This is a genomic window from Streptomyces sp. NPDC025806, assembly GCF_055558275.1.
The window spans coordinates 335179-360212 of record NZ_JBVHMU010000002.1; the positions used below are offsets into that span (position 1 = coordinate 335179).

A 25034-nucleotide genomic window follows, 5' to 3' on the forward strand; every position below is an offset into this window, starting at 1 on the left:
ATCACCTCCCGTGCCCGGTACGGGAGGTGGGGTCGGAAGAGAGGGAGAACACACCTGGAGCACCCTGAACCACAGGAGCCACCTGCCTATCGTTGCTCCCCATGAGCCAAGGAGCGCAGTACCCCGGTGGCGGGCACAACCCGCAGGAGCCGAACCCGTACACCCCTACGGTGCCGAGTTTCCCCCAGCAGCACAACGTCCCCACCCAGGGTGCGATGCCGCCCGTCCCGCCGGTGCCGGGCGGTCCGCCGAAGAAGGGCGGCGGGCGGACGGTCGGCGCGGTGATCGCCGTACTGGTCGCGCTCGCCGCCGTCACCACGACCGGCATCGTGCTCCTCACGAACAAGGACGACAAGAACGACGCAGGACCCGCCTCCCCGTCCGCCTCGGACTCCGCCGACAGCAGCGGCCGTCCCAGCGGCAACCCCCGTCAGTCCGAGGGACCGCAGCCGACCGTCGACGGGTGGAAGGTCGTGGCCAACCCCACCACCCACATCGCCTTCGACGTCCCGCCCGAGTGGGGCCTCAAGTCGCCCACCTGGGTCGCGTACACGGCGGAGGACGACGACCCCGCCGACACGCCTCTGGTCGCCTTCCAGGCGCCGGCCTACCTCCAGGAGAAGTGGTGCACGGACGACGTCGACCAGGACGGCACCAAGGAGGACACGGCGCTCGCGGGTGCGGGCAGCCGGCGCAACCAGGACTCCGAGAGCGCCGACCAGGTGGCCCGCCACGACTCCTCCGCCTGGGTCTACGGCCTCTACACGCAGCCGGAAAGGAAGAAGGTGAGGACGAGCCCGGTGGAGTCGTACACCACCGCGTCGGGGATCACCGGCCGCCTCGCGTCGAGCTGGTCCTCGGGGGCCGACAGGCGCCACAAGTGCGCCACCGACGGCAGGTCCACGACCTTCGCCTTCAAGAACCCCCAGGGCAAGGTCGTGTCCTGGTCCTTCATCGGCGCCGCGCATGTGAAGGACGAGGTCGACGATGCCACGGTGCGGAAGATCCTCCGCACCGTCCGCCTCTACCGGGACGCGCCCGAGTCCTGAGCCGCCCCGGAGGCGGGCTACGGTGCCGGGGTGACGGCTGAGCGGGGAGAGCGCATGAGGTTCGCGGAGTACGTGTTGCAGAGCGCGGAGGAGATCGTCGGGACGTTCTCCACCGATCGCGGCATCTACGCGGTCACCTTCCGCCTCGACAGCATCGACCAGGACCCCCGCCACCCGTACCTGGCCATCGGCTACACCACCGAGGCGGACGCCGCCGAGGCCGCCGGACAGACGCCGGACGCCTGGGAGGCCCGCTGGAGCTACGCCTACTTCCCGCCGACCGGCCTGGACGGCGTCAGGGTCATCGGCCAGGACGGGGAGGGCGCACAGGCGTTCCGGCGCGAGGCGCTGGCTCAGGGCCTCTGGTACGAGGACGGCGACGAGCCCGGCGAACGGGACGAGGAACTGTGCGAGTGGTTCTACGAGGTGTGCGTGAAGGCCGCCCGGCACCTGCACGACAGCGGCAGCATCGTGTCCGCTCTGGGGCGGCCGTTGCCCGTGATCCTCTACGACATGTTCGAACCGGACGCCATGTTCGCGCTGACCTCATCGGCCAACCCGGCCGAGCTGGTACGGGAGTTCATGACCGAGGACCCGGAAACCGAGGACCCGGAAGTCGAGCACTCGGAACAGGGCGACGAGGCCGAGCCGGGCGCGTAGACCCCGCCGGGCACCCCGGTGCGGCTCAGCCCGGACGGTGTGCCGTGTAGACCGTCGCCGTCATCGCCGCCGTCACCGCGCCGGAGCCGAGCCGCTCCGTCATGTCCCGCGTGACGGAGGCGCGCACGGCCTCCGCGTCGGCGCGATCCGCGAGCGCCGCGCCGACCGGCGTACCGGTGAGGAACCCGGTGGCCACGGAGGCGGCCGACTCCGCGACACCGTCCAGCGTCACCTCCACCGCGGAGTCGAGCGCCAGCCCGGCCGCCGCGAGATCCTCGGTCACGACGTGCGGATCGCTGTAGCCGTGGGGGATCTCCGGCAGGAACGTCGGCGCCCCGTCGGGGATCGCCCGCTCCAGCGCGGCCTGGAACACGGACCCGAAGCCGTGCGACGCCAACGGGCCCCAGCTGCTGAACAGAAACCGCCCCTCCGGCGCGAGAACCCTGCGCACCTCCGCGTACGCGGAGGGCCGGTCCGGGAAGAACATGACGCCGAACTGACACAGGACGAGATCGAAACCGCCGTCCTCGAACGGCAGCTCCTGCGCGTCCGCCTGCCGCCACTCGGCCCCGGGCGCCCGCTCCGCACCGCACGCGACCATCGCTTCGTTGAGATCACTCGCCACGACCGACGCCTCCGGGACCATGGTGAGCACGGCGGAGGTCAGCGCGCCGGTGCCCGCGGCGAGCTCCAGGACCCTGCGCGGACGCAGCGCCGTCGCCCTGGCCGCCAGGTCCGCGGCGAAGGGCCTGAAGAACACGGGGGCCAGATGACGCTCGTAGGCGTCGGGCATGCCGCGTGTCCATCGTCGGTCCGCATCGATTCCACTCACCCCTCCGACGCTACGCCCGACCGCCGCCATCGGCAGGACGAACCGGTCGGACACACCGCCACGACCATGAGGGACGCGATGACGCCGCCGACCACCAGCACCGTCGACGGAGAGCTGCGGTCCAGGACGAATCCGCCGAGCAGCGCGCCCGTCGAGATCGTCGCCTGGAAGGACGCCGTGAACAGGACCGACGCCGCCTCGGGGACGTCGGGGTTCGCCCGGGTGAACCACGTCTGGGAGCAGACCGGGACAGCGCCGTAGCCGACGCCCCACACGATCAGCAGCGCCACGGCTCCCGCCGCGCCGCGCCCCAGGACCGGCAGGAGCAGCGTCGCGGCGGCGATCGAGCCGGCGGCCAGGCCGAAGGCCGCGCGCGGGTGACGGCGGACGAGCGCGCCGCCCGCGAAGTTCCCGGCGACGCCCGCGACGCCGTAGACCAGCAGGAACACGGTGATCCGGGCCGGGCCGGCCCCGGTGACCTGTTCGAGGAACGGGGTCACGTACGTGTACGCGCCGAAGTGGGCCAGGACGATCAGGAAGGTCAGCAGCAGCGCGCGGCGGGTGCCGGCGCCGCGGAACGTCCCGCGCAGCACGCCCGGGCGGGTCACCCGGCGCGCGGGCAGGGCCGGCATGAACAGCAGCAGCATGAGGAGGACGCCGAGCGTCAGGCCGCCCATCACGACGAACGCCGTGCGCCAGCCCGCCACGTCGCCGATGAACGTGCCCGCGGGCACGCCGAGGACCGAGCCCAGCGGGACCGCGGCGAAGATCACGGCGGTGGCCCGGCCGACCGAGGCCGGGGCGACCAGCCGGTCGGCGAGCCCGGCCCCGAGGGACCAGAAGCCACCGATGACGATGCCGACCAGAACGCGGGAGACCAGGACGAGCCAGTAGGCGGGCGCCGCCGCGGCCAGGAAGTTCGCGACGGCGAGCAGACCCGTCAGCGCGCACAGCATCACGCGCCGGTCGACGCGCGCCGTCGCCACGGTCACCGCGGGCGCGGCGACGGCCGCGAGGAAGCCCGGCATCGTCATCGTCAGCCCCGCCGCCCCGTCGGAGACGGTGAAGCCGGCCCCGATCTCGGTGAGCAGTCCGATCGGCAGGATCTCGGTCGTCACGATCGAGAAGATGCCGAGCATCACCGCGACCACGGCCGGCCACCCGCCTGGGGTCGGGGTGCTGCCCGGTGTGTGCGTGCTGACGCTGGTTGTCGAGCCCATGTTCTCCACCCGTGAAGGACCGTCGTTGCGCGATCAGTTCACCGGTCCGGGGTGGTGGATGCTGGCAGGTATCCGGCGTCAGCGTCAGGTGGGGACGCCGCTCCACGGCTGGTCCGGAGCCTCGTCGGCGGCCTCGCGCAGGTGCACGTGCAGGGACCGGTAGTCGTTGCCGATGAACGACGGCCGGCGCAGGGTGCCGGGATCGGCGGCGAGGCGCAGGTGCGGGAAGCGGGCGAAGAGTGCGGGCAGGGCGACGCGTGCTTCCAGCCGGGCGAGCGGGGCGCCGAGGCAGTGATGGATGCCGTGGCCGAACGCGAGGTGTTCGCGGTCGTGGCGGTCGATGCTGAAGCGGTCGGGATCGTCGTTGGCGCCCGGATCGCGGCCGTGCGCGCCGAAGCCGATCAGCACGAGGTCCCCGGCGGCGATGGTCACCCCGTCGCCCAGCGGGAAGTCGGCGGTGGCGTAGCGCAGCGGCAGATGCATGATCGGCGGGTGCTTGCGGAGCGTCTCCTCGGTGACGTCGTCCCAGCGGCCGGGATCGGCGAGGGCGACGGCGAGCTGGTCGGGATGGGCGAGCAGTTCGACGACCGCGTGGCCGATCAACGAGACGGCGGTCTCCGAGCCGGCGCCGATCATGAGGATGAGCGTGCTGACGAGTTCGTCCTCGCCGAGCCGGTCGCCGTCCTCCTCCTGCGCGGAGATCAGCACGCTGGTCATGTCGACACCGGGCGCGGAGCGCTTGGCGGCGATGAGGGAGTGCATCGCGGTGAACATGGCGTCCCGGTTCTTCGCCGCCTCGGCTTCGGAGACGCTGTGGTCGAGCACGGAGTCGATGACCCTCAGCATCTCCGGTCGTTGCGGGGCGGGTACACCGAAGAGATCGCAGATCACCCGCGTGGGGACCGGGTAGGCGAACCGGGCGCGCAGGTCCACCGCCGAGCCGGCCGGGGCGTCTTCCAGGTCGTCGAGCAGATCGTCGACGATCCGCTCGACCGCCGGGCGCATCGCGGCGATCCGCCGGGCCGTGAACGCCCGCCCGACGAGCGCCTTCAGCCGCTGATGGTCGGCACCGTCACTGGTGAACATCGAGACGACGTCCACCCACGCGGCCAGCCACGGCACGGACCAGGGCGGGTACCCGGGCCAGCTCCGGCGGGCGTCCTTGGACACGTGAGGATGCGTCAGCAGCCGCTTGGCGACCTGCCCACGGGGGACCGACCAGGCGACGAGCCCGGACGGCATCTCCACGCGCACGGCCGGCCCGGCCTCGCGTAACCGGTCGGCCTGCGCGTACAGATGGCGGCCGGTGGTGTCGAGGGTGACGGGAGTGCTGGTCACGTGATGCGCCTCCAGGCTGAGAGCGGAGCGGGAACGTGGCGTGCACGGAGAGAACGGGGACTGTCTACCCCCGCCTCGTCACGCTCACCCTGGCAGCATGTGCGGACAGCCCGCCGACTGGAGGCACCGCACCATGAAGATCCCTGGCCCGCACCAGGAAGCCCGACTGGCCGTCCACGACGGCGTCGCCACGGAGCTCGCGCAGCTCAGCGATCACCAGATCCGTGAACGCGTCGACGCGGGGACCCCGCTCGGCGCCGGCATCGGCGGGACCTCGGCCCTGCTGGACGTGGACGGCACCCCCGTCTTCGTGAAGCAGGTGCCACTGACCGACCTGGAGCGCCGGCCGGAGAACGTCCGCTCCACCGCGAACCTGTTCGGGCTGCCCGCCTTCTGCCAGTACGGCATCGGCGGCCCCGGCTTCGGTGCCTGGCGGGAGCTCGCCGTGCACACCATGACGACGGACTGGGTGCTGACGGGGGAGTACGAGGGCTTCCCGCTGATGTACCACTGGCGCGTGCTGCCCGGGCCCGGGCAGCCGCTCCCCGACGAACTGGCCGACGCGGAGCGGGCGGTGGCGTACTGGGGAGGCGGCCGGGAAGTCCGGCACCGGATCGAGGAGCTCGCGCGGTCCTCGGCGACCGTCGCCCTGTTCCTGGAGTACATCCCGCAGAACCTGCACGACTGGCTCGGGGCCCAGGTCGCCGCCGGCGGAGCGCAGGCCGAGCGGGCGTGCGCCATGGTGGAGTCGGAGCTGGAAGCCGGGACCGCGTTCATGAACGCCCGCGGCCTGCTGCACTTCGACGCCCACTTCGAGAACATCCTGACCGACGGCCGGCGCCTCTTCTTCACGGACTACGGCCTCGCGCTCTCCTCCCGCTTCGAACTCGCCCCGGACGAGGCCGACTTCTTCGACCGGCACGACACGTACGACCGCTGCTACACGGTCAACCACCTCGTGAACTGGCTGGCCTTCGCCCTCTACGGACACGGCCCCGATGCGCGTAGGGAATTCGTCCGCGCGTGCGCGAAGGGAGACGTCCCGGCGGACGTGCCGCCGGGCATCGCGGGAGCGTTCGTCCGCCACGCGCCCGTCGCCGAAGTGATGGGGGGCTTCCTGCGGGAGCTCCGACAGGAGAGCCGGAGCACTCGCTATCCGACGGAGGCTTTGCGCGGGCTTCAGCGGACGGGGAAGCCGAACGTGTAGCCCTGCTCCTTGAGCTGGGGGAGGAGGCGGCGCAGGGCCTCGACGGTCTGGGAGCGGTCGCCGCCCGCGTCGTGGAACAGGACCGTAGGACCGCTGGGCAGTTCCCGCTGGACCGTCGCGATGATGGTCGCCGTGCCCGGACGCTCGAAGTCCTTGGAGTCCACGTTCCAGCCGAGCGGACGCATGCCGCGCGAAGCGGCGAGCTTGCGGCTGTACGGGGTGAACGCGCCGCCGGGCGCCCGGTAGTACATCGGGCGCACGCCGCCGGACGCCTCGGTGATCATGCGCTCGGCGTCCAGGATCTGCTTCTTCTGGTACTCCTGGGACGCCTTGTCCATCGCGGTGTTGTGCGACACCGTGTGGTCGCACAGCCGGTGCCCGGCCGCGACGACCTTCTTCACGAGCTCCGGATGCGCCTGCGCCTGCGTGCCCACCATGCAGAACGTGGCCTTCACCTTGTACTCGCGCAGCAGATCCAGGACTTGAGGGGTCCACACGGGGTCGGGGCCGTCGTCGATGGTGAGGTTGATGCCGCGTTCCCCCGCCTCCGAGGCGTGCGCGATGGTCGCGGAGACCGCCTTCGGGGCCGCCGGAGCGGCCTTCTCGGGCGCGGAACCGCCCAGGTCACCGGCCTGCGCCGTCCAGATCGACGCACCCGTGGTCAGCAGCGTCACCCCGAGTGCCGCCCCGACGACCTTGCCGTACCAGCCCCGCCCACCGCTGTGCCGTGCCATGTCCGCCCCATTTCCGCGCAGTTGCGCCGCTCCTCGGTCACCTCGCGACCGATAGGCAGGACGAGACTTCGGGCCCGGAGGATCCGCCCGTTACGGATCGCGGACAATTCCGGGAAAGATCACGGACAACCGGGCGGCGCCGGCCCGTTGTCCCGGTGGGTGGACATCCGACGCGGACGCGCGCGACCCGCGCTGGATACTGCTCCCCGAGGCGCACCGCGCACCCCGCCTCGTGGCCCCCGCTTCTGAACGGAACTGGTACCGACCATGCCGATCCACCGCCTGAACCACGCCGTCCTGTTCGTGTCCGACGTGGCACGCAGCACGGACTTCTACTGCGACGTCCTGGGCTTCCGGGCCCTGCCGCAGGCGTTCCCCGGGGCCGCGTTCCTCCAGGCGGCGGACTCGGCGAACGACCACGACCTCGGGCTGTTCCAGGCCCGGGACGCGGCACCCGGTGACCGCCGCACGGGCTCGGTCGGTCTCTACCACCTGGCCTGGGAGGTCGACACGCTCGCCGAACTGGGCCGCGTGCGGGACCGCCTCGCCGAGGCCGGAGCGCTGACCGGCGCCAGCAACCATGCGTCCACCAAGGCGCTGTACGCCCGCGACCCCGACGGCCTGGAGTTCGAGGTGTGCTGGCTGGTGCCCGACGCGGCGGTCGTCGCGGAACTGTCGGCGATGACGTCCCCGACCCGCCCGCTCGACCTCGACGCCGAGATCGCCAAGTACGGCGCGGACACGCGTGGCGGCCCCCGCACCGACCCGACGGTCTGGCAGCACCTGACCGGACCGGCCGCCTGAGGCAGTTCTACGGGGCGGGCACCGGCGGCGCGCCCGGTTCTACGGCGCGGGCAACAGCGGCGCGTCCGACGCCCCGTCCCGCACCGCCGCCACCGCGTCGCCCACCGACACCCCCGCGACCACCAGCAGATCCCGCACCACCAGGCGCACGGCGTCCCCGGCCGCCCCCGCGTCCGACGGGACCCGGCCCGCCACCGCGAGCGCCGCGCGGACACACCCCTGGCGCCCGTCGCTCCCGGCGGGCGCCGTCGCACACGCCTCGAGGACCTCCGCCAGCGACTCCACGGCAGGTACAAGCCGCCCGAGCGCGTCCGGACCGGCGTCCGCCGTGGCGCGGGCCAGCGTGACGCAGCTGTTGCCGAGCAGATCGAGATGGAGTGCGGCGCTGCTCAGCGCGGTCACCGAGCGCTGGTGGCGGCGCCAGCGCGGGGTGCGCCGGGCGATGCTGATCATGTCGGTGCGGGCCTGGTCCACGTCCTGGAGCAGCTCGTACACCGGACGCGGCGGCAGCGTCCCGTCGGGGTCCGTCCCGCCGGCGGTCCGGGCCCCGAGCAGCAGCAGACCGGAGAGGCCCTGGAGCGCCGCCGTCTCGGCGCCGCTCAGCAGCCGCAGCGGATGGACCGGGAAGAGGAGCTGGCTGAACACGAGCGCGACCCCCGCGCCCACGAGGACGTCCCAGATCCGGTCGAGCCCGGCCGGCTGACCGGACGCCACCACGACCACCGCACTCACCGCGGCCTGCGCCATCGTCACCCGCTCCCCGTCCAGGACCAGCGCCGCCAGCAGGGCGACGAGCACCGCCCCGCCGATCGCCATCGCACCCGAACCCCGGCCCAGCACCGCGTACGCCGCCTCGCCGATGAACACCCCCGCCACGACGCCGAAGACGACCCGCACCGCGTTCGTGCCCCGCCCGCCGCGCTGCGTGTTCAGCGCCACCACCGTCGCGATCGGGGCGAACACCGGCACATGGTGATCGAACAGGATGCGCGCCACCCACCACGACAGCCCGCACGCCACCGCCTGCTGCACGATCGGCCAGAGCCTGCCGCGCACCCGCTGCCACACCCGTCCGAGCATCGCGCTCACCACCCGAACCCCCGCCTCCCTCCGCCTCGTACCGCACCCGTCGGCATCAACGACGCAGAGGATCTCCGGGCCCGCATCCCCGGCGGGCCGTCCGGCCGCCGAAAGGCCCCGCACTTTCACTCGTTCCACGGACAGCCGCGGCGAGTCGGTGAGAGCGGCCCGCGCCCGGGCTACGGATCGCAGCATGGCCAACGAGCTGAGCGGGGTGCAGTACGGCCTCGGGGCGGGTGACTACCGCGCGACCGTGACCGAGACAGGCGCCGGCCTGCGCGAACTCACGTACCGGGGCGAACCGCTGATCCTCTCCTACGGCCCCGACGAGCCGGCACCGGCCGCCTTCGGCCAGCTGCTCGTCCCCTGGCCCAACCGGGTCGACCACGGCCGCTACACGTTCGACGGCGCCGAGCACCAGCTCGACCTCTCCGAGCCCGAGCTCGACTGCGCCATCCACGGCCTCGTCCGCTGGACGACTTGGCACCCCGTCGAGGAGTACCCGGACCGGCTGACCCTCGCCTACCGGCTCCACGGCTCGACCGGCTACCCCTTCCGCCTCAGCCTCACCGTGCGCTACAGCCTGGACGCCACGACCGGCCTCTCCGTGCGGATCACCGCCCGCAACACCGGCACCCGTCCGGCCCCGTACGCCCACGGCACCCACCCGTACCTGACCGTCGGCGAGCCCCTCGACGACTGCGTCCTGCACCTGCCCGGACGGCGCTACCAGCCGGTCGACGCACGGATGGTGCCCCGCGGGCCGACCGTCGCCGTCGCCGGCACCGAGTACGACTTCACCGCCGGGCGCCGCATCGGCGCGCAGAGCGTCGACCTGGCCTTCACCGAACTCGACCGGGACGCCGAAGGGCTGGCCCGGGTCCGGCTCGTGGGAACACGGCGCAGCGTCGGGTTCTGGCTCGACGGCGCGCAGCCCTGGCTGGAGGTCTACACGGCGGACCGGGTCCCGGACGCCGATCGCCGCCGCGGTCTCGGCGTCGAACCCATGACGGGCCCGCCCAACGCACTCGCCAGCGGCACCGACCTGATCCGCCTCGAACCCGGAGAGTCGTACACGGGCTCCTGGGGCTTCACGGCGGGCCCGACCCCCGACGGAACGTGAGGACACGACATGGTTCAGGGGTTCTCCCGCGAGCCCGGCACACACGGCCCGCTGACGGCGGTCACCCCCGCCGGACTCCGCAAGATCCAGTGGTGGGCCGCGACGATCGCCGTCGGCGGGTTCCTGTTCGGCTTCGACACAGGCGTCGTGTCCGGCGCCCTGCTCTACATCCGCGACGACTTCGGGCTCAACTCCTTCCAGCAGGGCAGCGTCGTCAGCGTGCTGCTCATCGGATCCGTGATCGGAGCCATGGGCTCCGGGAAACTGGCCGACCGCTGGGGGCGGCGCAAGCTCCTCGGAGTCGCCGGCGCGGTCTTCCTGGTCGGCACCGTGCTCGCCGTGTTCGCCACCGGATACGCGATGCTGCTCGTCGCCCGCATCGTCCTCGGCCTCGCCGTGGGCACCGCCTCGGCGCTCGTACCCGTGTATCTGTCGGAGATCTCACCGACCGACATCCGCGGCCGGCTCCTCACCATGAACCAGCTCATGATCACCGTGGGCATCCTCGTCGCGTACCTCGTGAACATGGCCTTCTCCAGCGGCGGTCACTGGCGCGCGATGTTCGCCTGCGGCGCCGTACCGGCCGTGATCCTCGTGGTGGCCGCCCTGTGGATCCTGCCGGAGTCCCCGCAGTGGCAGATCGCGACCGGCCGCGCCGACCTCGCCCGGCAGGCCATCGCCTCCGTGGCCGACGAGGCCACCGCGGACCAGCTCGTCGCCCGGGCGCAGCAGCGCATGGCGGACGACCGGAGGGCCTCGCAGGAGGGCGGCGGCGGACGGCTGTGGGCGCCGAACGTGCGGCCCGCCCTGATCGTGGGTCTGACCCTGGCCGCCGTGCAGCAGTTCGGCGGCATCAACACGATCATCTACTACGCGCCCACGATCATCGAACAGACCGGCCTCAACGCCTCCAACTCGATCGTCTACTCCGTGGCGATCGGCGTGATCAACCTCGTGATGACGCTGGTCGCGATCAAAATCGTGGACCGCGTCGGCCGCCGCCCCATGGTCCTGGTCTCGCTCGCCGTCATGGCCGCGTCCGTGTTCCTGCTCGGTCTCGCCTTCGTGGCCGACCTCAGCTCCGGCCTGACGCTGCTCTTCATGGTGGTGTACATCGCCGCGTTCGCCGGCGGCCTGGGCCCGGTGTTCTGGACCCTGATCGGCGAGATCTTCCCGCCGTCGGTGCGCGCCGAGGGATCGAGCGCCTCCACCGCCGTCAACTGGGTGTCCAACTTCATCGTCAGCCTGGCGTTCCTGCCGCTGGCGACCGCCATCGGACAGGGCGAGACCTTCTGGATCTTCGCCGGGATCTGCGTGGTGGCGTTCCTGTTCGTCGGCCGCTTCCTGCCCGAGACCCGCGGACGGGGCCCGGAGCAGATCGAACAGGACCTGGACCGCCGCTTCGGCCGCGAACCCGAGGCGCCGACCACCGTGAAGACCCCCTGACCGGGGACACGTCAGCACGGCCCCCCTGCCGCGCCCCCACGACCCGGAACGGAACCGACCCCGCATGACCGAGACCTCGCTGCCCGCGTCCCGACTCGAACCCTCCGACGCGCTGGTCCTGTACGGCATCACCGGCGACCTGGCCCGCAAGATGCTGCTGCCCGCGCTCTACCAGCTCACCGCGGCGGGACGGCTCGGCGTGCCCGTGATCGGTGTGGCGGTGGGCGACTGGGACGACGCGCGCCTGCGCGACCACGCCCGCGAGGCCGTCACCGCCACCGGAACGACCATCGACGAGGAGGTGTTCGACCGGTTCGCGGCCGGACTCTCCATCGTCACCGGCGACTTCACCGACGACGCGACCTTCGAACGGCTCAAGGAGGCGGTGTCCGGCTTCGGCTTCGTCACCCACTACCTGGCCATCCCGCCGAGCCTGTTCACCACCGTCGCCGCCTCGCTCGGCCGCACCGGACTCAACCGGAACGCCCGGCTCGTCGTGGAGAAACCCTTCGGCCAGGACGGCGCCTCCGCGCGCACCCTCCAGGCCGAACTCGGCAGGTTCTTCGACGACAACCACCTGCTGCGCGTCGACCACTTCCTCGGCAACGCCGCCGTCGAGTCGCTCATGGTGGCCCGCTTCGCCAACACCCTCCTCGCGCCCATCTGGCACCGCTCCTACGTGGACAACGTGCAGATCAGCCTCGCCGAGGACTTCGACGTCGCCGACCGGGGCTCGTTCTACGACTCCGTCGGCTGCCTGCGCGACGTCGTGCAGAACCACCTGCTCCAGGTCCTCGCCCTCCTCGCGATGGACCCGCCGAGCGCGGCCAACCCCATCGCCCAGGGACTCGAGAAGTGGCGGGTGCTGCACGCCGTACGCCCGATGGACCCCGCGGAGACCGTGCGCGGCCAGTACCGGGGCTACCTCGACGTCCCCGGCGTGAAACCGGACTCCACCACGGACACCTACTTCGCCACGACCCTGCACGTCGACAACTGGCGCTGGTCCGGCGTCCCCTTCCATCTGCGCAGCGGCAAGGCGCTCGCGGTCTCGGCGACCGAGGTCGTCGTCGAACTGCGCCGCCCGCCGCTGGAGTTGTTCGGCTCGGGCAACGGGGACAGCCCGCCGAACGTGGTCCGCTTCCGCATCGACGGCGACACCGGCATCCGCGCCGACCTCGTCGTGCGCAAGGCCCAGGGCGACGACGAGCCCACCCGGGTGCCCGTCGGCGTCGAGTACGCGAAGCTTTTCGGCCGCCTGGAACAGCCCTACGAGACGATCCTCGGCGGCGCCGTCAGCGGCGACCCGGAACCCTTCGCGTTCTACCCCGCCATCCTCGAATGCTGGCGCATCGTCGACCCCGTACTGAAGCCGACCACCGCTCCTGTCGTCTACGAGCCCGGTAGTTGGGGCCCGCCCGAGGCGGCGCGGATCCCGGGACCGGAGGGCTGGCACACGCTCGGCCCCACCCTCTTCGGCTGATCCACTCCCGGCCGGAGGGTGGCCGGATTCAGGTACAACCAACGCGATGTGCCCCGTGTCACACCAATCAGGAACAGGCCACCCTGACAGTGACATGGGGGAAATATGCGTGTGAACCGACCTGCCCTGACCGCCGCGGCCCTGGCCGCGCTGGCGATGGGCGCCACGACCGCCCTGGCGTCGCCCGCCTCCGCCGCGGCCAACGTCACCCCGCAGCAGGTCTGCGGCAGCAGCTACAAGACGGTCAACTCGGCGCCCGTGGGCACCCGGGGCACCATCTACCTGACGTACAACGCGACCAACGGCAAGAACTGCGTCGTGACCATCCGCAGCAACCCGGGCACCCGGATGGACATGTCCGCGTGGATCTACGTGGCCGACACCGACCAGGGGGACTCGGACTACGGCTCGTACACCTCGTACGCCGGCCCGACCTACGTCTACGGCAAGGCGCACTGCGTCGACTGGGGCGGCAGCATCGGCAACGTGTACGTCCAGGTCACCGGCTCCAACTGTGCGTCCCTGAAGGAGAACAGGGTCACCACCGTCCGCTGACCACCGTCCCCCAAAGCCCGCCCCGGCACACCGCACGCCGTGTGCCGGGGCGGGCGCCCGCTCCGCCCCGCACGCGCAATGATGAGCCGTCCCCGCGCAACGAATACGGGGTCACACCGCCGTGCCGCGCTCGTAACCTCGGTGCATCCGGCGCTCACCCGGCCGGGCCGGCGAACGATCCCAGGAGCAGGTATGGCCATCTCCCGACGCACCGTCGTCACCGGCATCGCGGGCGGCACCGTGCTGACCGCCGCCGGCAGCGCACCGGCCGCCACGGCGGACGACGCCGTGCAGAACATCCTGAGCGTGGCGGGCGCCTGGCGGCAGACCGCGGCCGAGCGCGACATGCTCTACCGGCAGGCCTTCAACATCGCCCGCGACCGCGTCGACGCCGCACTGCGCGGAGGCGGGCGAACGGGGAGCGCGGGCCGCAGACCGCTCGCGGTCGTCTCGGACGTCGACGACACCGTCCTGTCCTCCGACACCTACTGGGCGCGCCTGCTCACCGCCGGGAAGCAGGCCTTCGACGACACCCTGTGGGACACCTGGATCCGCGAGAACGGCCCCACACCCACCCCGGGAGCCGTCGACTTCACCCACTACGCCGCGAGCAGGGGAGTGGAGGTTTTCTACGTCTCCTCGCGCGACCAGGGCCCCGACACCCAGGAGTTGGGCGTCGCCAACCTGCGTCACGCCGGGCTCGCCTTCGCCGACGACGCACATGTGACCATGCTCCGCGCGTCCTCGAACAAGGAGCCCGCCCAGCAGGAGATCGCGGCCCGGTACGACGTCATCGCCTACCTCGGCGACAACCTCAACGACTTCCGCCGCCGCTACTACGTGTCCTCCGTCCCGCAGCGCAAGGCCTTGGCCACGGAGGACGCCGAGCACTTCGGCCGTGACTTCATCCTGTTCCCCAACAACACCGACGGGCACTGGATGCGGGCCGTCTTCGGCGAGAGCGAGCCGGCCGACACACCCGCCTACCGGGCGCGCATGCTGGAGGCCGCGCGGGGCGAGCTGAACTGAGGCCGACGCCGCGTCAGCCCTTGGTGTCCAGCTCCACGTCCATCCGCTGCGCCTCGTCCCAGAACTCCGGATCCGCCTCCTGCAGACGGGCGGCCGCGTGCTCCATGTGGCGGCGCGCCGCCGAGCGGGCGGCCTCCGGGTCGCCCGCCTCGATCGCGGTCAGGATGGCGTGGTGCTCCTCGCGGACGGCGTCGAAGAAGTCGCCGCGGCGGGCCTCGTTGGCCCGTGTGACGCGGATGCCGCCCCGGGAGACCTCGCCCAGGTAGCAGACCGTCGAGACCAGGACCGGATTGCCCGTCGACTCGGCGACCGAGCGGTGGAACGCGAGATCCTCCTCCACGCCGTCACCGTCCGTCTCGACCGCGGTGTCGATCGCCGTCAGCGCCGCCCGCATGCGGGCGACGTCGGCGGGCGTCGCGCGGGACGCCGCGAGATGGGCGGCCTCGGCCTCCATCGCACGGCGCACCTCGACGACCTGGAGCACCTTCGTCTCGGTGTCGGTGGCCCCGGTGTCGGCCTCCAGGTCCAGCGGACGGGTACGGCGCGGCAGCACGAAGACACCGCGGCCCTGCCGGGGCTCGACCAGGCCCGCGTTGCGCAGCCGGGACACCGCCTCGCGGATCACCGTACGGCTCACCCCGAGCTGCTTGACGAGCTCGACCTCGGTCGGCAGCTTGTCGCCCGCGGTCAGCCGCCCCGACTCGATCTCCTCGGTGAGCATGGCCGCGACGCGATCGGCCAGCCGCACGGGCTCGTCCACCTTGTTGAACATGACTTCAGTCTATCGGCGCACGTGAGGCAGACCCCGCCGAGGCCAGGGCGCCGGCCGTCACCGCGTCCGCGTGGTCGGCGACGTACTGCCGCACCACCGAGGCGAAGTCGGGGTCGGGGGAGAGGCCGAGCCCGGCGGCGCGCGCGTTGTCGAACGCGGCGGGCCAGGAACCGACGATCGCCTCCACCGCGGGGTCCGGAGCCACCTTCACCAGATCGGCGACCGCGTCCCCGGCGACCTCACGCAGGGTGGCGAGCATCTCGGCGACCGTGACCGTGAGCGCCGGCAGATTGACCGGGAGCCCGCCGGACAGCCGCCCGGGGCCCTCGCCGCGCTCGGCCTGGGCGACCCGCAGGAGGCCCGCCACGGTGCGGCGCGGGGAGGCCAGGGCCACCCGCAGGTCCGGGCCGACCGGGCAGACCGCCGGGAGCCCGGCGAGCGGCTCGCGCACGATGCCGGACAGGAAGCCGGACGCGGCGGCGTTCGGCTTCCCCGGGCGCACCGACACCGTCATCAGGCGGGTGACCCGCCCGTCGAGGAAACCGCGTCGGGTGTACTCGGCGACGAGCTGCTCGCAGATCCGCTTCTGCACGCCGTAGCTGGACTGCGGCGTCGGCAGCGTCGTCTCGTCGACGACGGCCGGGAGGGGGAGCGCCGCGTCGGAGCCGTACACGGCGACGCTGCTGGCGAGGACGAGACGCACCAGGGGCCCGCCGGCCGCGGACTGGGCGCGGGCGGCTTCGAGCAGGGCGCGGGTCGTGTCCAGGTTGGCGCCCATGCCGAGGTCGAAGTCGGCCTCGCACTCGGCCGACACCGCAGCGGCGAGATGGAGGACCACGTCCACCGGCTCGGCGAACAGGTCGCCGAGGCGCTCGGTGAGATCGCCCCGGACGACCTCGACCAGCGGATCGGCGGTCAGCGGCGAGGAGTCCGGGACGAACCGGTCGGCGAGGACGATCCGTTCGACGGGCCGGCCGTCGAACATGCGCTGTTCCAGCAGAGCGTCGGCGACCTGGCGGCCCAGGAAACCGAAGCCGCCCGTGATGACGATCCTCATACGTGGTCCTTCGTGGAAGTGTGCGGAAACCCGTCACGCAGGTCGCGGAGCCAGCCGAGGCCCTCGCTCGTGCCGGCCTCGGGGAAGTACTCGCAGCCGATCCACCCGTCGAAGCCCAAGTCGTCGATGACCGAGCAGAGGTGACGGAGATTCAGCTCGCCGCGTTCGGGCTCGTGGCGGTCGGGGACACCGGCGATCTGCAGATGGCCGACCCGGCCGGACGGCAGGTCGCGGCGGAGTGTCGTGGTGAGGTCGCCCTCGACGATCTGGCAGTGGTACAGGTCGAGCTGCACCTTCAGATTGGGCGCGCCCACCTCGTGGACGACGGCGTGCGCGTCGGCCTGGCGGTTCAGGAAGTAGCCGGGAATGTCCCGGGTGTTGATGGGCTCGATCAGGATGTCGACCCCGGCGCTCGCCGCCTGCCGTGCGGCGTACGCCAGGTTCGCGACATACGTGTCCCGGGACCGGGCCCGGTCGGCGTCCGGGGCGACCAGGCCCGCCATCAGGTGGACGCGGGGGCTGCCGAGCGCGACCGCGTACTCCAGCGCCCGGTCGACCCCCTCGCGCGTCTCCGCCTCCCGGCCGGGCAGCGCCGCGAGACCGCGCTCGCCGTGCTCCCAGTCGCCGGGCGGGGCGTTGAACAGGACCTGGCGCAGGCCGTGGGCGTCGAGGCGGGCGCGGAGCCCGGCGGCCTCGTAGGCGTACGGGAAGAGGTACTCGACGGCGTCGAAGCCGTCCGCCGAGGCCGCGGCGAAGCGGTCCGGGAAGTCGTGCTCCGGGTACAGCGTCGACAGGTTCGCTGCGAACCTCGGCATGGGTGGCTCCTAGGGGTCGGGCGGTGCGGGCGTCAGCGGTTGACGACGCTCTTCTTCGTGGTGAGGACGGCCGCGGCGCCGATGACGAGGGCCAGGGCCAGTACATACATCGGTATCGCCGTCGAGCCGGTCGAGTCCTTCAGCGCGCCGATCATGTACGGGCTGACGAAACCGGCGAGATTGCCGACCGAGTTGATCGCGGCGAGGCCCGCGGCGGCGGCGGTGCCGCCGAGGAACGCGGTCGGCAGCGACCAGAACAGCGGGGCGCAGGTGAGCACGCCGGCCGCGGCGATCGACAGGGCGACCAGGGACAGTGCCGTCGATCCGGTCCAGCTCGCCGCCATCGAGAAGCCGGCGGCGCCCATGAGCGAGGGGACGACCAGGTGCCAGCGCCGCTCACGGCGCCGGTCGGCCGAGAGACCGAACAGGTTCATGGCGACGAGCGCGGCCACGTACGGGACGGCGCTGAGCACGCCGATCGCGAGGGCGCCCTCGATGCCGGTGGACTCGACGAACGTGGGCATCCAGAACGTCAGCGCGTACTGGCCCATGACGAAGCAGAAGTAGATGAGGCACATCAGCCACACCTTGCCGTCGCGGAAGGCGTCGAGGGCGCGGCCGTGGACGGTGTGCCGCTCGGCGTCGGTCGCGACGGCCCGCTCGACGACGTCCTTCTCCTCGTCGGTGAGCCACTTGGCGTCGCGCACGCCGTTGTCGAGCCAGAACAGGGTGACGACACCGATGACGACGGCGGGGACCGCCTCCACCAGGAACAGCCACTGCCAGCCGTCCCAGCCGCCCAGGCCGTGGAACACGTCCATGATCCAGCCGGAGAGCGGGTTGCCGAAGATGCCGGCGACGGGGATCGCGGACATGAACAGCGCGATGACCCGGGCCCGGCGCTGCGAGGGGAACCAGTACGTGCAGTAGAGGATGACGCCCGGATAGAAGCCGGCCTCGGCGGCGCCGAGCAGGAAGCGGAGCACGTAGAACGTGGTCTCGTTGGAGACGAACACGAACGCCGCGGACACCACACCCCAGCTGATCATGATGCGGGCGATCCAGGTGCGGGCGCCCACCCGTTGCAGCAGCAGGTTCGAGGGCACCTCGAAGAGGAAGTAGCCGATGAAGAACAGTCCGGCGCCGAGGCCGTAGGCCGCCTCGCTGAAGCCGAGGTCGGCGGACATCTGCAGCTTGGCGAAGCCGACGTTGACGCGGTCCAGGTAGGAGACGACGTAACACAGCATCAGGAAGGGGACGACGCGGCGGACCACTTTGCGGAACACGGCGTTCTCACGCGCCAGTTCGGGGGTGGTCTCTTGGGGCACGGTCGTGGGCATGAGGAGCACTTCCTTGTGCGGCTCGGTGGGAACGAGCGGACGGGGACGGCCGGCCGGGGACGGGCCGGGCGGGAAGGTCACCAGGCGGCGCCGAAGGTCTCTCTCAGTTCGGCGACGGCGTGGTCGGGGAGCGGCTCGGGCGGGCGCGGGGTGGTGAGCCAGAGCCGGGCCGTCTCCTCGAGTTCTTCGAGGACGGCGCGTGCGGAAGCGGCGTCCGGGCCCCACACGACGGGGCCGAGACGGTCGAGCAGCACGGCCCTGATGGGGGTGCCCTCGGCGGCGCGGGCGGCGATCCGCTCGGTCACCAGGTCGGCGACGCGCGGATCGCCGGGCCGGTGATAGGGGATGAGCGGGACGTGCCCCACCTTCATGACGTAGTACGGGGTGATCGGCGGCAGGACGTCGTCCGGGCGCCACACACCGGCCAGGGTGAGCGCGACCAGGTGCGTCGAGTGGGTGTGCAGGACGAAGCGGGCCGTGGGGTCGGCCGCGTAGATCCGGCGGTGCAGGGTGAGTGTCTTGCTGGCCCGGTCGCCCGCGAGCTGCCGCCCGTCGGCGTCGACGAGGGCGAGACGGTCGGCGTCGAGGAAGCCGAGCGCCGCGTCGGTCGGGGTGATCAGGTGCCCGCGATCGTCGTCGAGGCGCGCGCTGATGTTGCCCGCGCTGGCGTGCACGTAGCCGCGGGCGAACAGGCTGCCGCCCACGCGGACGATCTCGGCGCGCGCGGCGTCGGTCGCGGGGTCCTGCGTTCCGGGGAGCGTCACGCGGCCACCTCGTCGAGCAGGGCGAACGCCGAGGTGAAGAAGTCCGGGCCGCCGAAGTTCCCCGACTTGAGCGTGATGTGCAGGGTGCCGCGGCCGTCCGGCAGCGGCGCCGCGCACCAGGGCACGCCCGGGTCGATCTGCGGGCCGATGCGCAGTTCGGTCAGACCGAGGGCCTGGACGACCGCGCCGGAGGTCTCGCCCCCGGCGACGACGATCCGCCGCACGCCGCGCTCGACCAGCCCTTGGGCGACGCGTGCGAGCGTGTCCTCGACCAGCGCTCCCGCGTCGGCCGCGCCGAGTTCGGCCTGCACGGCCCGTACGGCGTCGGGCGACTCGGTCGAGTACACGAGGACGGGCCCTTCGGGCAGATGTTGTTCGGCGAAGGCGAGTGCCTCGGCGGCGACGTCCTCGCCCGCAGCGATCCGCAGCGGATCCACGCTGAACGCGGGCCGCCCCGTGGCCAGGAACGCCCGCACCTGCCCGTTCGTGGCGGCGGACACCGAGCCGGCGACGACCGCCGCGTGCCCGGAGGCGGCCGGCAGCCGGGCCGCGTCCGGCGAGGGCTCGACGCCCCAGTTCGCGGGCAGGCCGATGGCCAGCCCCGAACCGGCGGTCACCAGGGACAGGTCCGCGACGGCGGCGCCCAGGCGCAGCAGGTCCTCGTTCGAGACGGCGTCGACGATCGCGGCTCCGACGCCGTCCTCGCGCAGCGCGTCGATCCGGGCGGCGATGGCCGAAGGGCCGGCGGCGACGACCGTGTGGTCGACGAGCCCGACCGGCCGGCGCATCTGGGCCCCCAGCACGGACACGAGGTTCGAGTCCGTCATCGGGGTGAGCGGATGGTGCCGCATGCCGCTCTCGCCGAGCAGGACGTCACCGACGAAGAGATGCCCCTTGAAGACCGTGCGCCCGTTGTCGGGGAACGCGGGTGTCGCCACGGTGAAGTCCGTGCCGAGGGCGTCCATGAGGGCTTCGGTGACCGGGCCGATGTTCCCGGCCGGTGTCGAGTCGAAGGTCGAGCAGTACTTGAAGTAGATCTGCCCGGCCCCCGCCGAGCGCAGCCACGCGAGGGCCCGCAGTGAGGCGTCGACGGCCTCCGCCGCCGGGACCGTACGCGACTTGAGCGCGATGACGACGGCGTCGGCGTCGTCCGGCACGTTCGTGCCGTCCTGCGGTACGTCGACGAGCTGGACCACGCGCAGGCCCGCGCGGACCAGGTTGTTGGCGAGGTCGGTGGCGCCGGTGAAGTCGTCGGCGATGCATCCGAGGCGCAGGGCCATGTCAGTTCTCCTCCTGCGGTGCGGTCTTCGCCGCGGGCAGCTCGATGCCGGGGAAGATCTTGATGACGGCGCTGTCGTCCTCGCCGCCGAGACCGGACGCGGAGGCCTGAAGGAACATCTGGTGGGCGGTGGCCGACAGCGGCAGCGGGAACTTCTCGGGCCGCGCCGCGTCCAGGACGAGTCCGAGGTCCTTGACGAAGATGTCGACGGCGGACAGCGGCGTGTAGTCGCCGGCCAGCACGTGCGCCATCCGGTTCTCGAACATCCACGAGTTGCCTGCGCTGTGCGTGATCACCTCGTAGAGGGCCTCGGCCGGCACTCCGGACCTGATGCCGAGCGCCATCGCCTCCGCCGCGGCGGCGATGTGCACGCCCGCGAGCAGCTGGTTCACGATCTTCACCTTGGAGCCGAGCCCGGCGCGGTCGCCGAGCCGGTAGACGGTGGCGCTCATCGCGTCGAGCACCGGACCGGCGAGCGCGTACGCCTCCGGGCCGCCGGACGTCATCATCGTCAGCTCGCCGGACGCGGCCCGCGCGGCGCCGCCCGAGATCGGGGCGTCCAGGTAGCGCACCCCGGACGCGGCGAGCCGCCGCTCCAGCGCGGCGGAGAAGGCCGGGCCGACGGTGGAGCACATGACGTACACGGAACCCGGCCGCAGCCGCTCGGCGGCGCCGCCCGCGCCCTCGCCGTCACCGAACAGCACCGCCTCGACCTGCGCCGCGTTGACCACGACACCGACCAGGACGTCGACCTCGGCCGCCAGCTCGGCGGGGGAGGCGTACGCGGTGCCGCCGTCGCGGGCGAACTCCGCGGCCACGTCGGCGCGCAGGTCGTGGACCCCGACGGAGAAGCCGGCCGCGCGCAGGCTGCGGGCCATGCCGAGGCCCATGGCGCCGAGACCGACGACGCCGACGCGGGTCGCCGACGCCGGCTCCGTCGCCGCGGGGTGTTCCTGGTCGTTCATGCGGGGGTACCTGCCTCTGTTCCTGCCGCTGCGCAGCCACTGTCCGTCCATCAGCAGGTCATATGATGACCTGCGCGCGACAACGAGTACAGAGTGATGCCGGTCACATCGTGAAGGTCGTGCTCTCGGGGGAGCGGTCAGCCCGCCGTAGGTGTACGGCCGAGCTCGGCGGCCTCCTGCGGCGTCATGCCGGCACCGCGCTCGAACGCCGTACGGAACGCCTTCTCGCCCAGCGCGGACAGGGCCCGAGCGGTGATCCGGTCGACGTCGCAGCGCTCCGCCGCGGGCAGCGGCGCGCCCACCCCGCGCCGCGCCGCATCGGCGGCGCCGAGCAGCAGTGCGGCTCGGGCGGGGCCCTCGGTGCCGGGCGCCAGGGACTCCGCCCCCGCCAGGCCCTCGAGCGACAGGGCGAAGGCGCGCGGCTCGGCCAGGTCGAAGGCGTACTCGAGACTCCGCAGGTGGCGGGTGAGGGCCAGGTCGCGGTCGCCGCGCAGTTCGGCGACGAAGCCGAGCTCGGCGTGGCGCAGGTGGTCACCGGCCGGTGACACGAAGCGCTCCAGCATGCCGAACAGCCGCGCCTCGGCCTCGTCGAGGGCGCCGGAGCGGCGTGCCCCGAGCGCGAGGCCCGTCTCGGCCGCCGCCTGCCCGAACCGGTAGCCCTGCGCGACGGTCAACTCCCGTGCCCGCTCGTGGAGTTCGGCGGCGCGCGGCCAGTCACCGTCGAGCAGCGCCAGGCGGCCCAGGCCCGTCAGCCGTGCGGCCACCTCGGCGTGCAGACCGAGCTCCTCGGCGAGCTTGAGGCCCTGGCGCTGACGGTGCTCGGCCGCGGCGTAGTCGCCCATGATCTGCGCATGCGCCGCCAGGGGCGCGACGGTCTGCACCTCGCCCCAGCCGTCGCCGAGGTCACGGAACGCGGCGGCGGCGAGCGTGCCGTCCCGGTCGAGCGCGGACAGGTCGCCGGTGAACAGTCCGTGCATCGCGCGCAGGGCGAGCCCGGCCGCGACACCCCAGCGGTCCCCGTGTGCCTCGAACAGCGCCACCGCCGCGTCGTTCGACGCCGCGCTCGCGGCCATGTCGTTCGCGCTGAACTCCCCGTACGCGCACAGCCACAGGGCCCGGCCGCGCCGCACCGGGTCCGGAACGCCGTCGGCGGCGCCCTCGATCGACGGGGCCGGGGCGCCGGTCATGCGGGCGAACGCGGAGTGAAGGAACGCGAGTTCGGCGTCCTCCGGGTCGGCCTTGCGGGCGGCTTCGAGGCGGCGCGCGGCCTCGGTGAGGCGGCCACGCAGCAGCCACCACCAGCACAGGGAAGCGGTGAGCCGGGACGCGACGCCGGCCTCGGGACGGGCGAGCGCCTCGTCCAGGGCGGCACGCAGGTTGGCGGACTCGGCGTCGAGCACGGCCAGCCACCGCTGCTGGTCCGCGCCGCGCAACCGGGCGTCCGCGTCCTCGGCGAGCGCCAGGTGGTACCGCAGGTGCCGATCCCTGGTCCCGGCCGCGTCCGCCATCTCCTCCAGCCGGTCGGCGGCGTAGGCGGCCACCGTCTCCAGCAGCCGGTAGCGCACGCCCGTGGGGCCGGTGACGACGGCGACCAGCGACCGCTCGACGAGCCGCGTCAACAGGTCCAGGACCTCGGCCGCTTCCACCCCACCGCCCGCGCACACCGCCTCCGCCGCGTCGAGGGTGCAGCCGTCGCGGTGCACGGCGAGCCGGCGCAGCACGATGCGCTCCGGAGCGCCGAGCAGTTCCCAGCTCCAGTCGATCACCGCACGCAGGGTGCGCTGGCGGGCGGGCGCGTCCCGGCGGCCCGAGGTCAGCAGCCCGAACCGGTCGCCGAGCCGGTCCGCCAGGCCACGCACCCCGAGCGTCCGCACGCGCGGCGCGGCCAGCTCCAGTGCGAGCGGGATCCCGTCCAGCCGTGCGCACACCTCCGCCACCGCGGCCCGGTCGTCCTCGCCCCCGGCGGGCCCGAACCCCGGAGCGGACGCGGTGGCCCGCGCCATGAACAGCGCCTGCGCGTCGGCCGGTTCGAGCGGCTCGACCAGCACGACGGCCTCGCCGTCCACCACGAGCGGCTCCTGACTCGTCGCCAGGACCCGCAGGCCCGGCGCCGAACGCAGCAGCAGGGCTGTCAACTCCGCCATGGAGTCCACGACATGCTCGCAGTTGTCCAGGACGAGCAGGACGGAGCGCTCGCGCAGGGCCTGGACGAGGCGCTCGGTGGGCGCCGACGGGGCGCCGAGGCGCGGGGATCCGGTGGGGGAGTCGTCGCGGATACCGAGGACGGCGGCGACCTCGGCCGCCAGCTCGCTCGCATCGCCGTGCCGCCCCGCGAGTTCGACGATCCACACGCTGTCGGGCCGGTGGGCGCGGGCGGCGTCCGTCCAGCGCCGTGCGGCGGCGATCGCGAGTCGGGTCTTGCCGACGCCGCCCGGGCCGGTCAGCGTCACCAGGCGGGCGTCGCCCATCAGGTGCGCGACGTGGTCGAGCGCCGCGTCGCGTCCGATCAGCGGGGTGAGGTCCGGCGGGAGGTTGGACGGGACGGCGGCGCGGGAGGACGGCCGGTCGTCCCGGGGTGCGGGGGTGCCGCGTCCCGGCGCCGGGCCGGTGCCTGATGTCGGAGTGCCGTCCGGCGACCGCGCGGGGTCCTCCAGCGACCGGTCCTGCCGGAGGATCGCCTCGTACAGCCCGGCGAGGGCCGGGCTCGGGTCGAGCCCGAGCTCCTCCGCGAGCCGGTCGCGCAGATCGGCGTACGAGGCGAGTGCCTCGCTCTGCCGCCCCGCCCGGTACAGCGCCCTCATCTGTGCGGCCCGGAGCCGTTCGCGCAGCGGATGCCGGGACACCAGCGCGGCCAACTCGCCCGCGAGCAACGGGTCGTCGCCCGCGTCCAGACGTGCCTCGGCGTGCTCCTCCAGTACGGCGACGCGCTGCTCGTCGAGTCCCTGGGCGGTGGCCCGGGCGAACTCCTCGTCGGCGAAGTCCGCGTACGCGGGGCCGCGCCACAGCTCCAGGGCGGTTGCCAAGCGGGCGGCCCGTTCCCCTGGGTCGGTGACGGCACGGGCCTCGGCGACCAGGGCCAGGAACCGGGTGGCGTCCACCTCGTCGGTTCCCGCGCCGCCGTCGGCCGGGGCGAGCGCCAGACGGTAGCCCGCGCCCTCCCGCAGCACGCGGTCCCGGCCGATGGCCCGGCGCAGCTGAGACACCTTCGCCTGAAGGGCGTTGGCGGGATTGCCGGGCGGCTCCTCGCCCCACAGGTCGTCGACCAGCCGGTCCGCCGAGGCCACCCGCCCGTTCCGGACGAGGAGCGCGGCCAGCAGCGCGCGGACCTTCGCCTCGGGAACCTTCACCGGTTCGCCCGCGGCGTCCCGCACCACCAGTGGACCCAACACCCCGTAACGCATACCGGCACGCTACACAGCCGGCCGAAAGGCACCGTCAGCGGATCATCAGCCGACCCGAAGCGCCCTCGGCCAGAGTCGTTC

22 protein-coding genes are annotated in these 25034 nt (G+C 72.8%); 9 read left to right on the forward strand and 13 right to left on the reverse strand.

Annotated elements, in window-relative coordinates; genetic code table 11:
- The first annotated feature begins 101 nt into the window (after positions 1–101).
- On the forward strand, positions 102–1049 hold the full coding sequence (locus ACZ4E1_RS05120; RefSeq protein ID WP_467535965.1) for a DUF8017 domain-containing protein: 948 nt from the start codon (positions 102–104) through the stop codon (positions 1047–1049).
- A 54-nt stretch (positions 1050–1103) separates the two neighbouring features.
- Complete coding sequence (locus ACZ4E1_RS05125) at positions 1104–1709, forward strand: hypothetical protein (protein WP_467535966.1); 606 nt, start codon at positions 1104–1106, stop codon at positions 1707–1709.
- A 25-nt stretch (positions 1710–1734) separates the two neighbouring features.
- Here ACZ4E1_RS05125 and ACZ4E1_RS05130 read toward each other — a convergent pair whose 3' ends face one another.
- The 3 genes from ACZ4E1_RS05130 to ACZ4E1_RS05140 form a co-directional block, all read right to left on the reverse strand.
- On the reverse strand, positions 1735–2502 hold the full coding sequence (locus tag ACZ4E1_RS05130) for a class I SAM-dependent methyltransferase (protein ID WP_467535968.1): 768 nt from the start codon (positions 2500–2502) through the stop codon (positions 1735–1737).
- Between the two features lie 35 nt (positions 2503–2537).
- Positions 2538–3761, reverse strand: coding sequence for an MFS transporter (locus ACZ4E1_RS05135; protein ID WP_467535970.1), 1224 nt, complete (start codon positions 3759–3761; stop codon positions 2538–2540).
- A gap of 84 nt (positions 3762–3845) precedes the next feature.
- A complete protein-coding gene (locus ACZ4E1_RS05140) occupies positions 3846–5099 on the reverse strand; it encodes a cytochrome P450 family protein (RefSeq protein WP_467535972.1) in 1254 nt (417 codons plus the stop codon).
- A gap of 133 nt (positions 5100–5232) precedes the next feature.
- Here ACZ4E1_RS05140 and ACZ4E1_RS05145 point away from each other — a divergent pair, with 133 nt between their 5' ends.
- Positions 5233–6306 carry a protein kinase family protein gene (locus tag ACZ4E1_RS05145; RefSeq protein ID WP_467536653.1) on the forward strand — a complete coding sequence of 358 codons (1074 nt, stop codon included), beginning with the start codon at positions 5233–5235 and terminating at the stop codon, positions 6304–6306.
- Here the strand turns inward: ACZ4E1_RS05145 and ACZ4E1_RS05150 are convergent.
- Positions 6279–7040: a polysaccharide deacetylase family protein gene (locus ACZ4E1_RS05150; protein WP_467535974.1), complete on the reverse strand. Its 762-nt coding sequence runs from the start codon at positions 7038–7040 to the stop codon at positions 6279–6281. The two genes, ACZ4E1_RS05145 and ACZ4E1_RS05150, sit on opposite strands and share 28 nt — an antisense overlap.
- Before the next feature lie 267 nt (positions 7041–7307).
- On the opposite strand from ACZ4E1_RS05150, the gene ACZ4E1_RS05155 reads away from it, so the two are divergent.
- Positions 7308–7844: a VOC family protein gene (locus ACZ4E1_RS05155; protein ID WP_467535975.1), complete on the forward strand. Its 537-nt coding sequence runs from the start codon at positions 7308–7310 to the stop codon at positions 7842–7844.
- 39 nt (positions 7845–7883) lie between these two features.
- Here the strand turns inward: ACZ4E1_RS05155 and ACZ4E1_RS05160 are convergent, their stop codons facing one another.
- Positions 7884–8924 carry an FUSC family protein gene (locus ACZ4E1_RS05160; protein ID WP_467535976.1) on the reverse strand — a complete coding sequence of 347 codons (1041 nt, stop codon included), beginning with the start codon at positions 8922–8924 and terminating at the stop codon, positions 7884–7886.
- 193 nt (positions 8925–9117) lie between these two features.
- On the opposite strand from ACZ4E1_RS05160, the gene ACZ4E1_RS05165 reads away from it, so the two are divergent.
- The 5 genes from ACZ4E1_RS05165 (at position 9118) to ACZ4E1_RS05185 (ending at position 14560) form a co-directional block, all read left to right on the forward strand.
- Positions 9118–10047: an aldose 1-epimerase family protein gene (locus ACZ4E1_RS05165; RefSeq protein ID WP_467535978.1), complete on the forward strand. Its 930-nt coding sequence runs from the start codon at positions 9118–9120 to the stop codon at positions 10045–10047.
- Positions 10048–10056: 9 nt separating this feature from the next.
- Positions 10057–11493: a sugar porter family MFS transporter gene (locus ACZ4E1_RS05170; RefSeq protein ID WP_467535979.1), complete on the forward strand. Its 1437-nt coding sequence runs from the start codon at positions 10057–10059 to the stop codon at positions 11491–11493.
- Between the two features lie 64 nt (positions 11494–11557).
- Positions 11558–12976 carry a glucose-6-phosphate dehydrogenase gene (gene zwf / locus ACZ4E1_RS05175; protein ID WP_467535981.1) on the forward strand — a complete coding sequence of 473 codons (1419 nt, stop codon included), beginning with the start codon at positions 11558–11560 and terminating at the stop codon, positions 12974–12976.
- Between the two features lie 105 nt (positions 12977–13081).
- Positions 13082–13531, forward strand: coding sequence for a spore-associated protein (locus tag ACZ4E1_RS05180; RefSeq protein WP_467535983.1), 450 nt, complete (start codon positions 13082–13084; stop codon positions 13529–13531).
- 192 nt (positions 13532–13723) lie between these two features.
- Positions 13724–14560, forward strand: coding sequence for a 5'-nucleotidase, lipoprotein e(P4) family (locus ACZ4E1_RS05185; RefSeq protein WP_467535984.1), 837 nt, complete (start codon positions 13724–13726; stop codon positions 14558–14560).
- A 13-nt stretch (positions 14561–14573) separates the two neighbouring features.
- Here the strand turns inward: ACZ4E1_RS05185 and ACZ4E1_RS05190 are convergent, their stop codons facing one another.
- The 8 genes from ACZ4E1_RS05190 to ACZ4E1_RS05225 form a co-directional block, all read right to left on the reverse strand.
- Positions 14574–15332: a FadR/GntR family transcriptional regulator gene (locus tag ACZ4E1_RS05190; protein WP_467535986.1), complete on the reverse strand. Its 759-nt coding sequence runs from the start codon at positions 15330–15332 to the stop codon at positions 14574–14576.
- A 4-nt stretch (positions 15333–15336) separates the two neighbouring features.
- A complete protein-coding gene (gene denD, locus ACZ4E1_RS05195; RefSeq protein WP_467535988.1) occupies positions 15337–16389 on the reverse strand; it encodes a D-erythronate dehydrogenase in 1053 nt (350 codons plus the stop codon).
- The gene (gene otnI, locus ACZ4E1_RS05200; RefSeq protein WP_467535990.1) at positions 16386–17204 is read right to left on the reverse strand and encodes a 2-oxo-tetronate isomerase; all 819 of its coding nucleotides are present in this window, start codon (positions 17202–17204) and stop codon (positions 16386–16388) included. The genes denD and otnI overlap by 4 nt, the downstream gene beginning before the upstream one ends.
- A gap of 32 nt (positions 17205–17236) precedes the next feature.
- On the reverse strand, positions 17237–18544 hold the full coding sequence (locus tag ACZ4E1_RS05205) for an MFS transporter (protein ID WP_467535992.1): 1308 nt from the start codon (positions 18542–18544) through the stop codon (positions 17237–17239).
- Between the two features lie 77 nt (positions 18545–18621).
- A complete protein-coding gene (locus ACZ4E1_RS05210; protein WP_467535993.1) occupies positions 18622–19308 on the reverse strand; it encodes a class II aldolase/adducin family protein in 687 nt (228 codons plus the stop codon).
- Positions 19305–20588, reverse strand: a complete 1284-nt coding sequence (gene otnK, locus ACZ4E1_RS05215) for a 3-oxo-tetronate kinase (RefSeq protein ID WP_467535994.1) — start codon at positions 20586–20588, stop codon at positions 19305–19307. The genes ACZ4E1_RS05210 and otnK overlap by 4 nt, the downstream gene beginning before the upstream one ends.
- A gap of 1 nt (position 20589) precedes the next feature.
- The gene (gene ltnD / locus ACZ4E1_RS05220) at positions 20590–21552 is read right to left on the reverse strand and encodes an L-threonate dehydrogenase (protein WP_467535995.1); all 963 of its coding nucleotides are present in this window, start codon (positions 21550–21552) and stop codon (positions 20590–20592) included.
- Between the two features lie 137 nt (positions 21553–21689).
- Entirely contained in the window at positions 21690–24953 is a 3264-nt protein-coding gene (locus ACZ4E1_RS05225; RefSeq protein ID WP_467535997.1) for an AfsR/SARP family transcriptional regulator, read from the reverse strand.
- Positions 24954–25034: the final 81 nt, after the last annotated feature.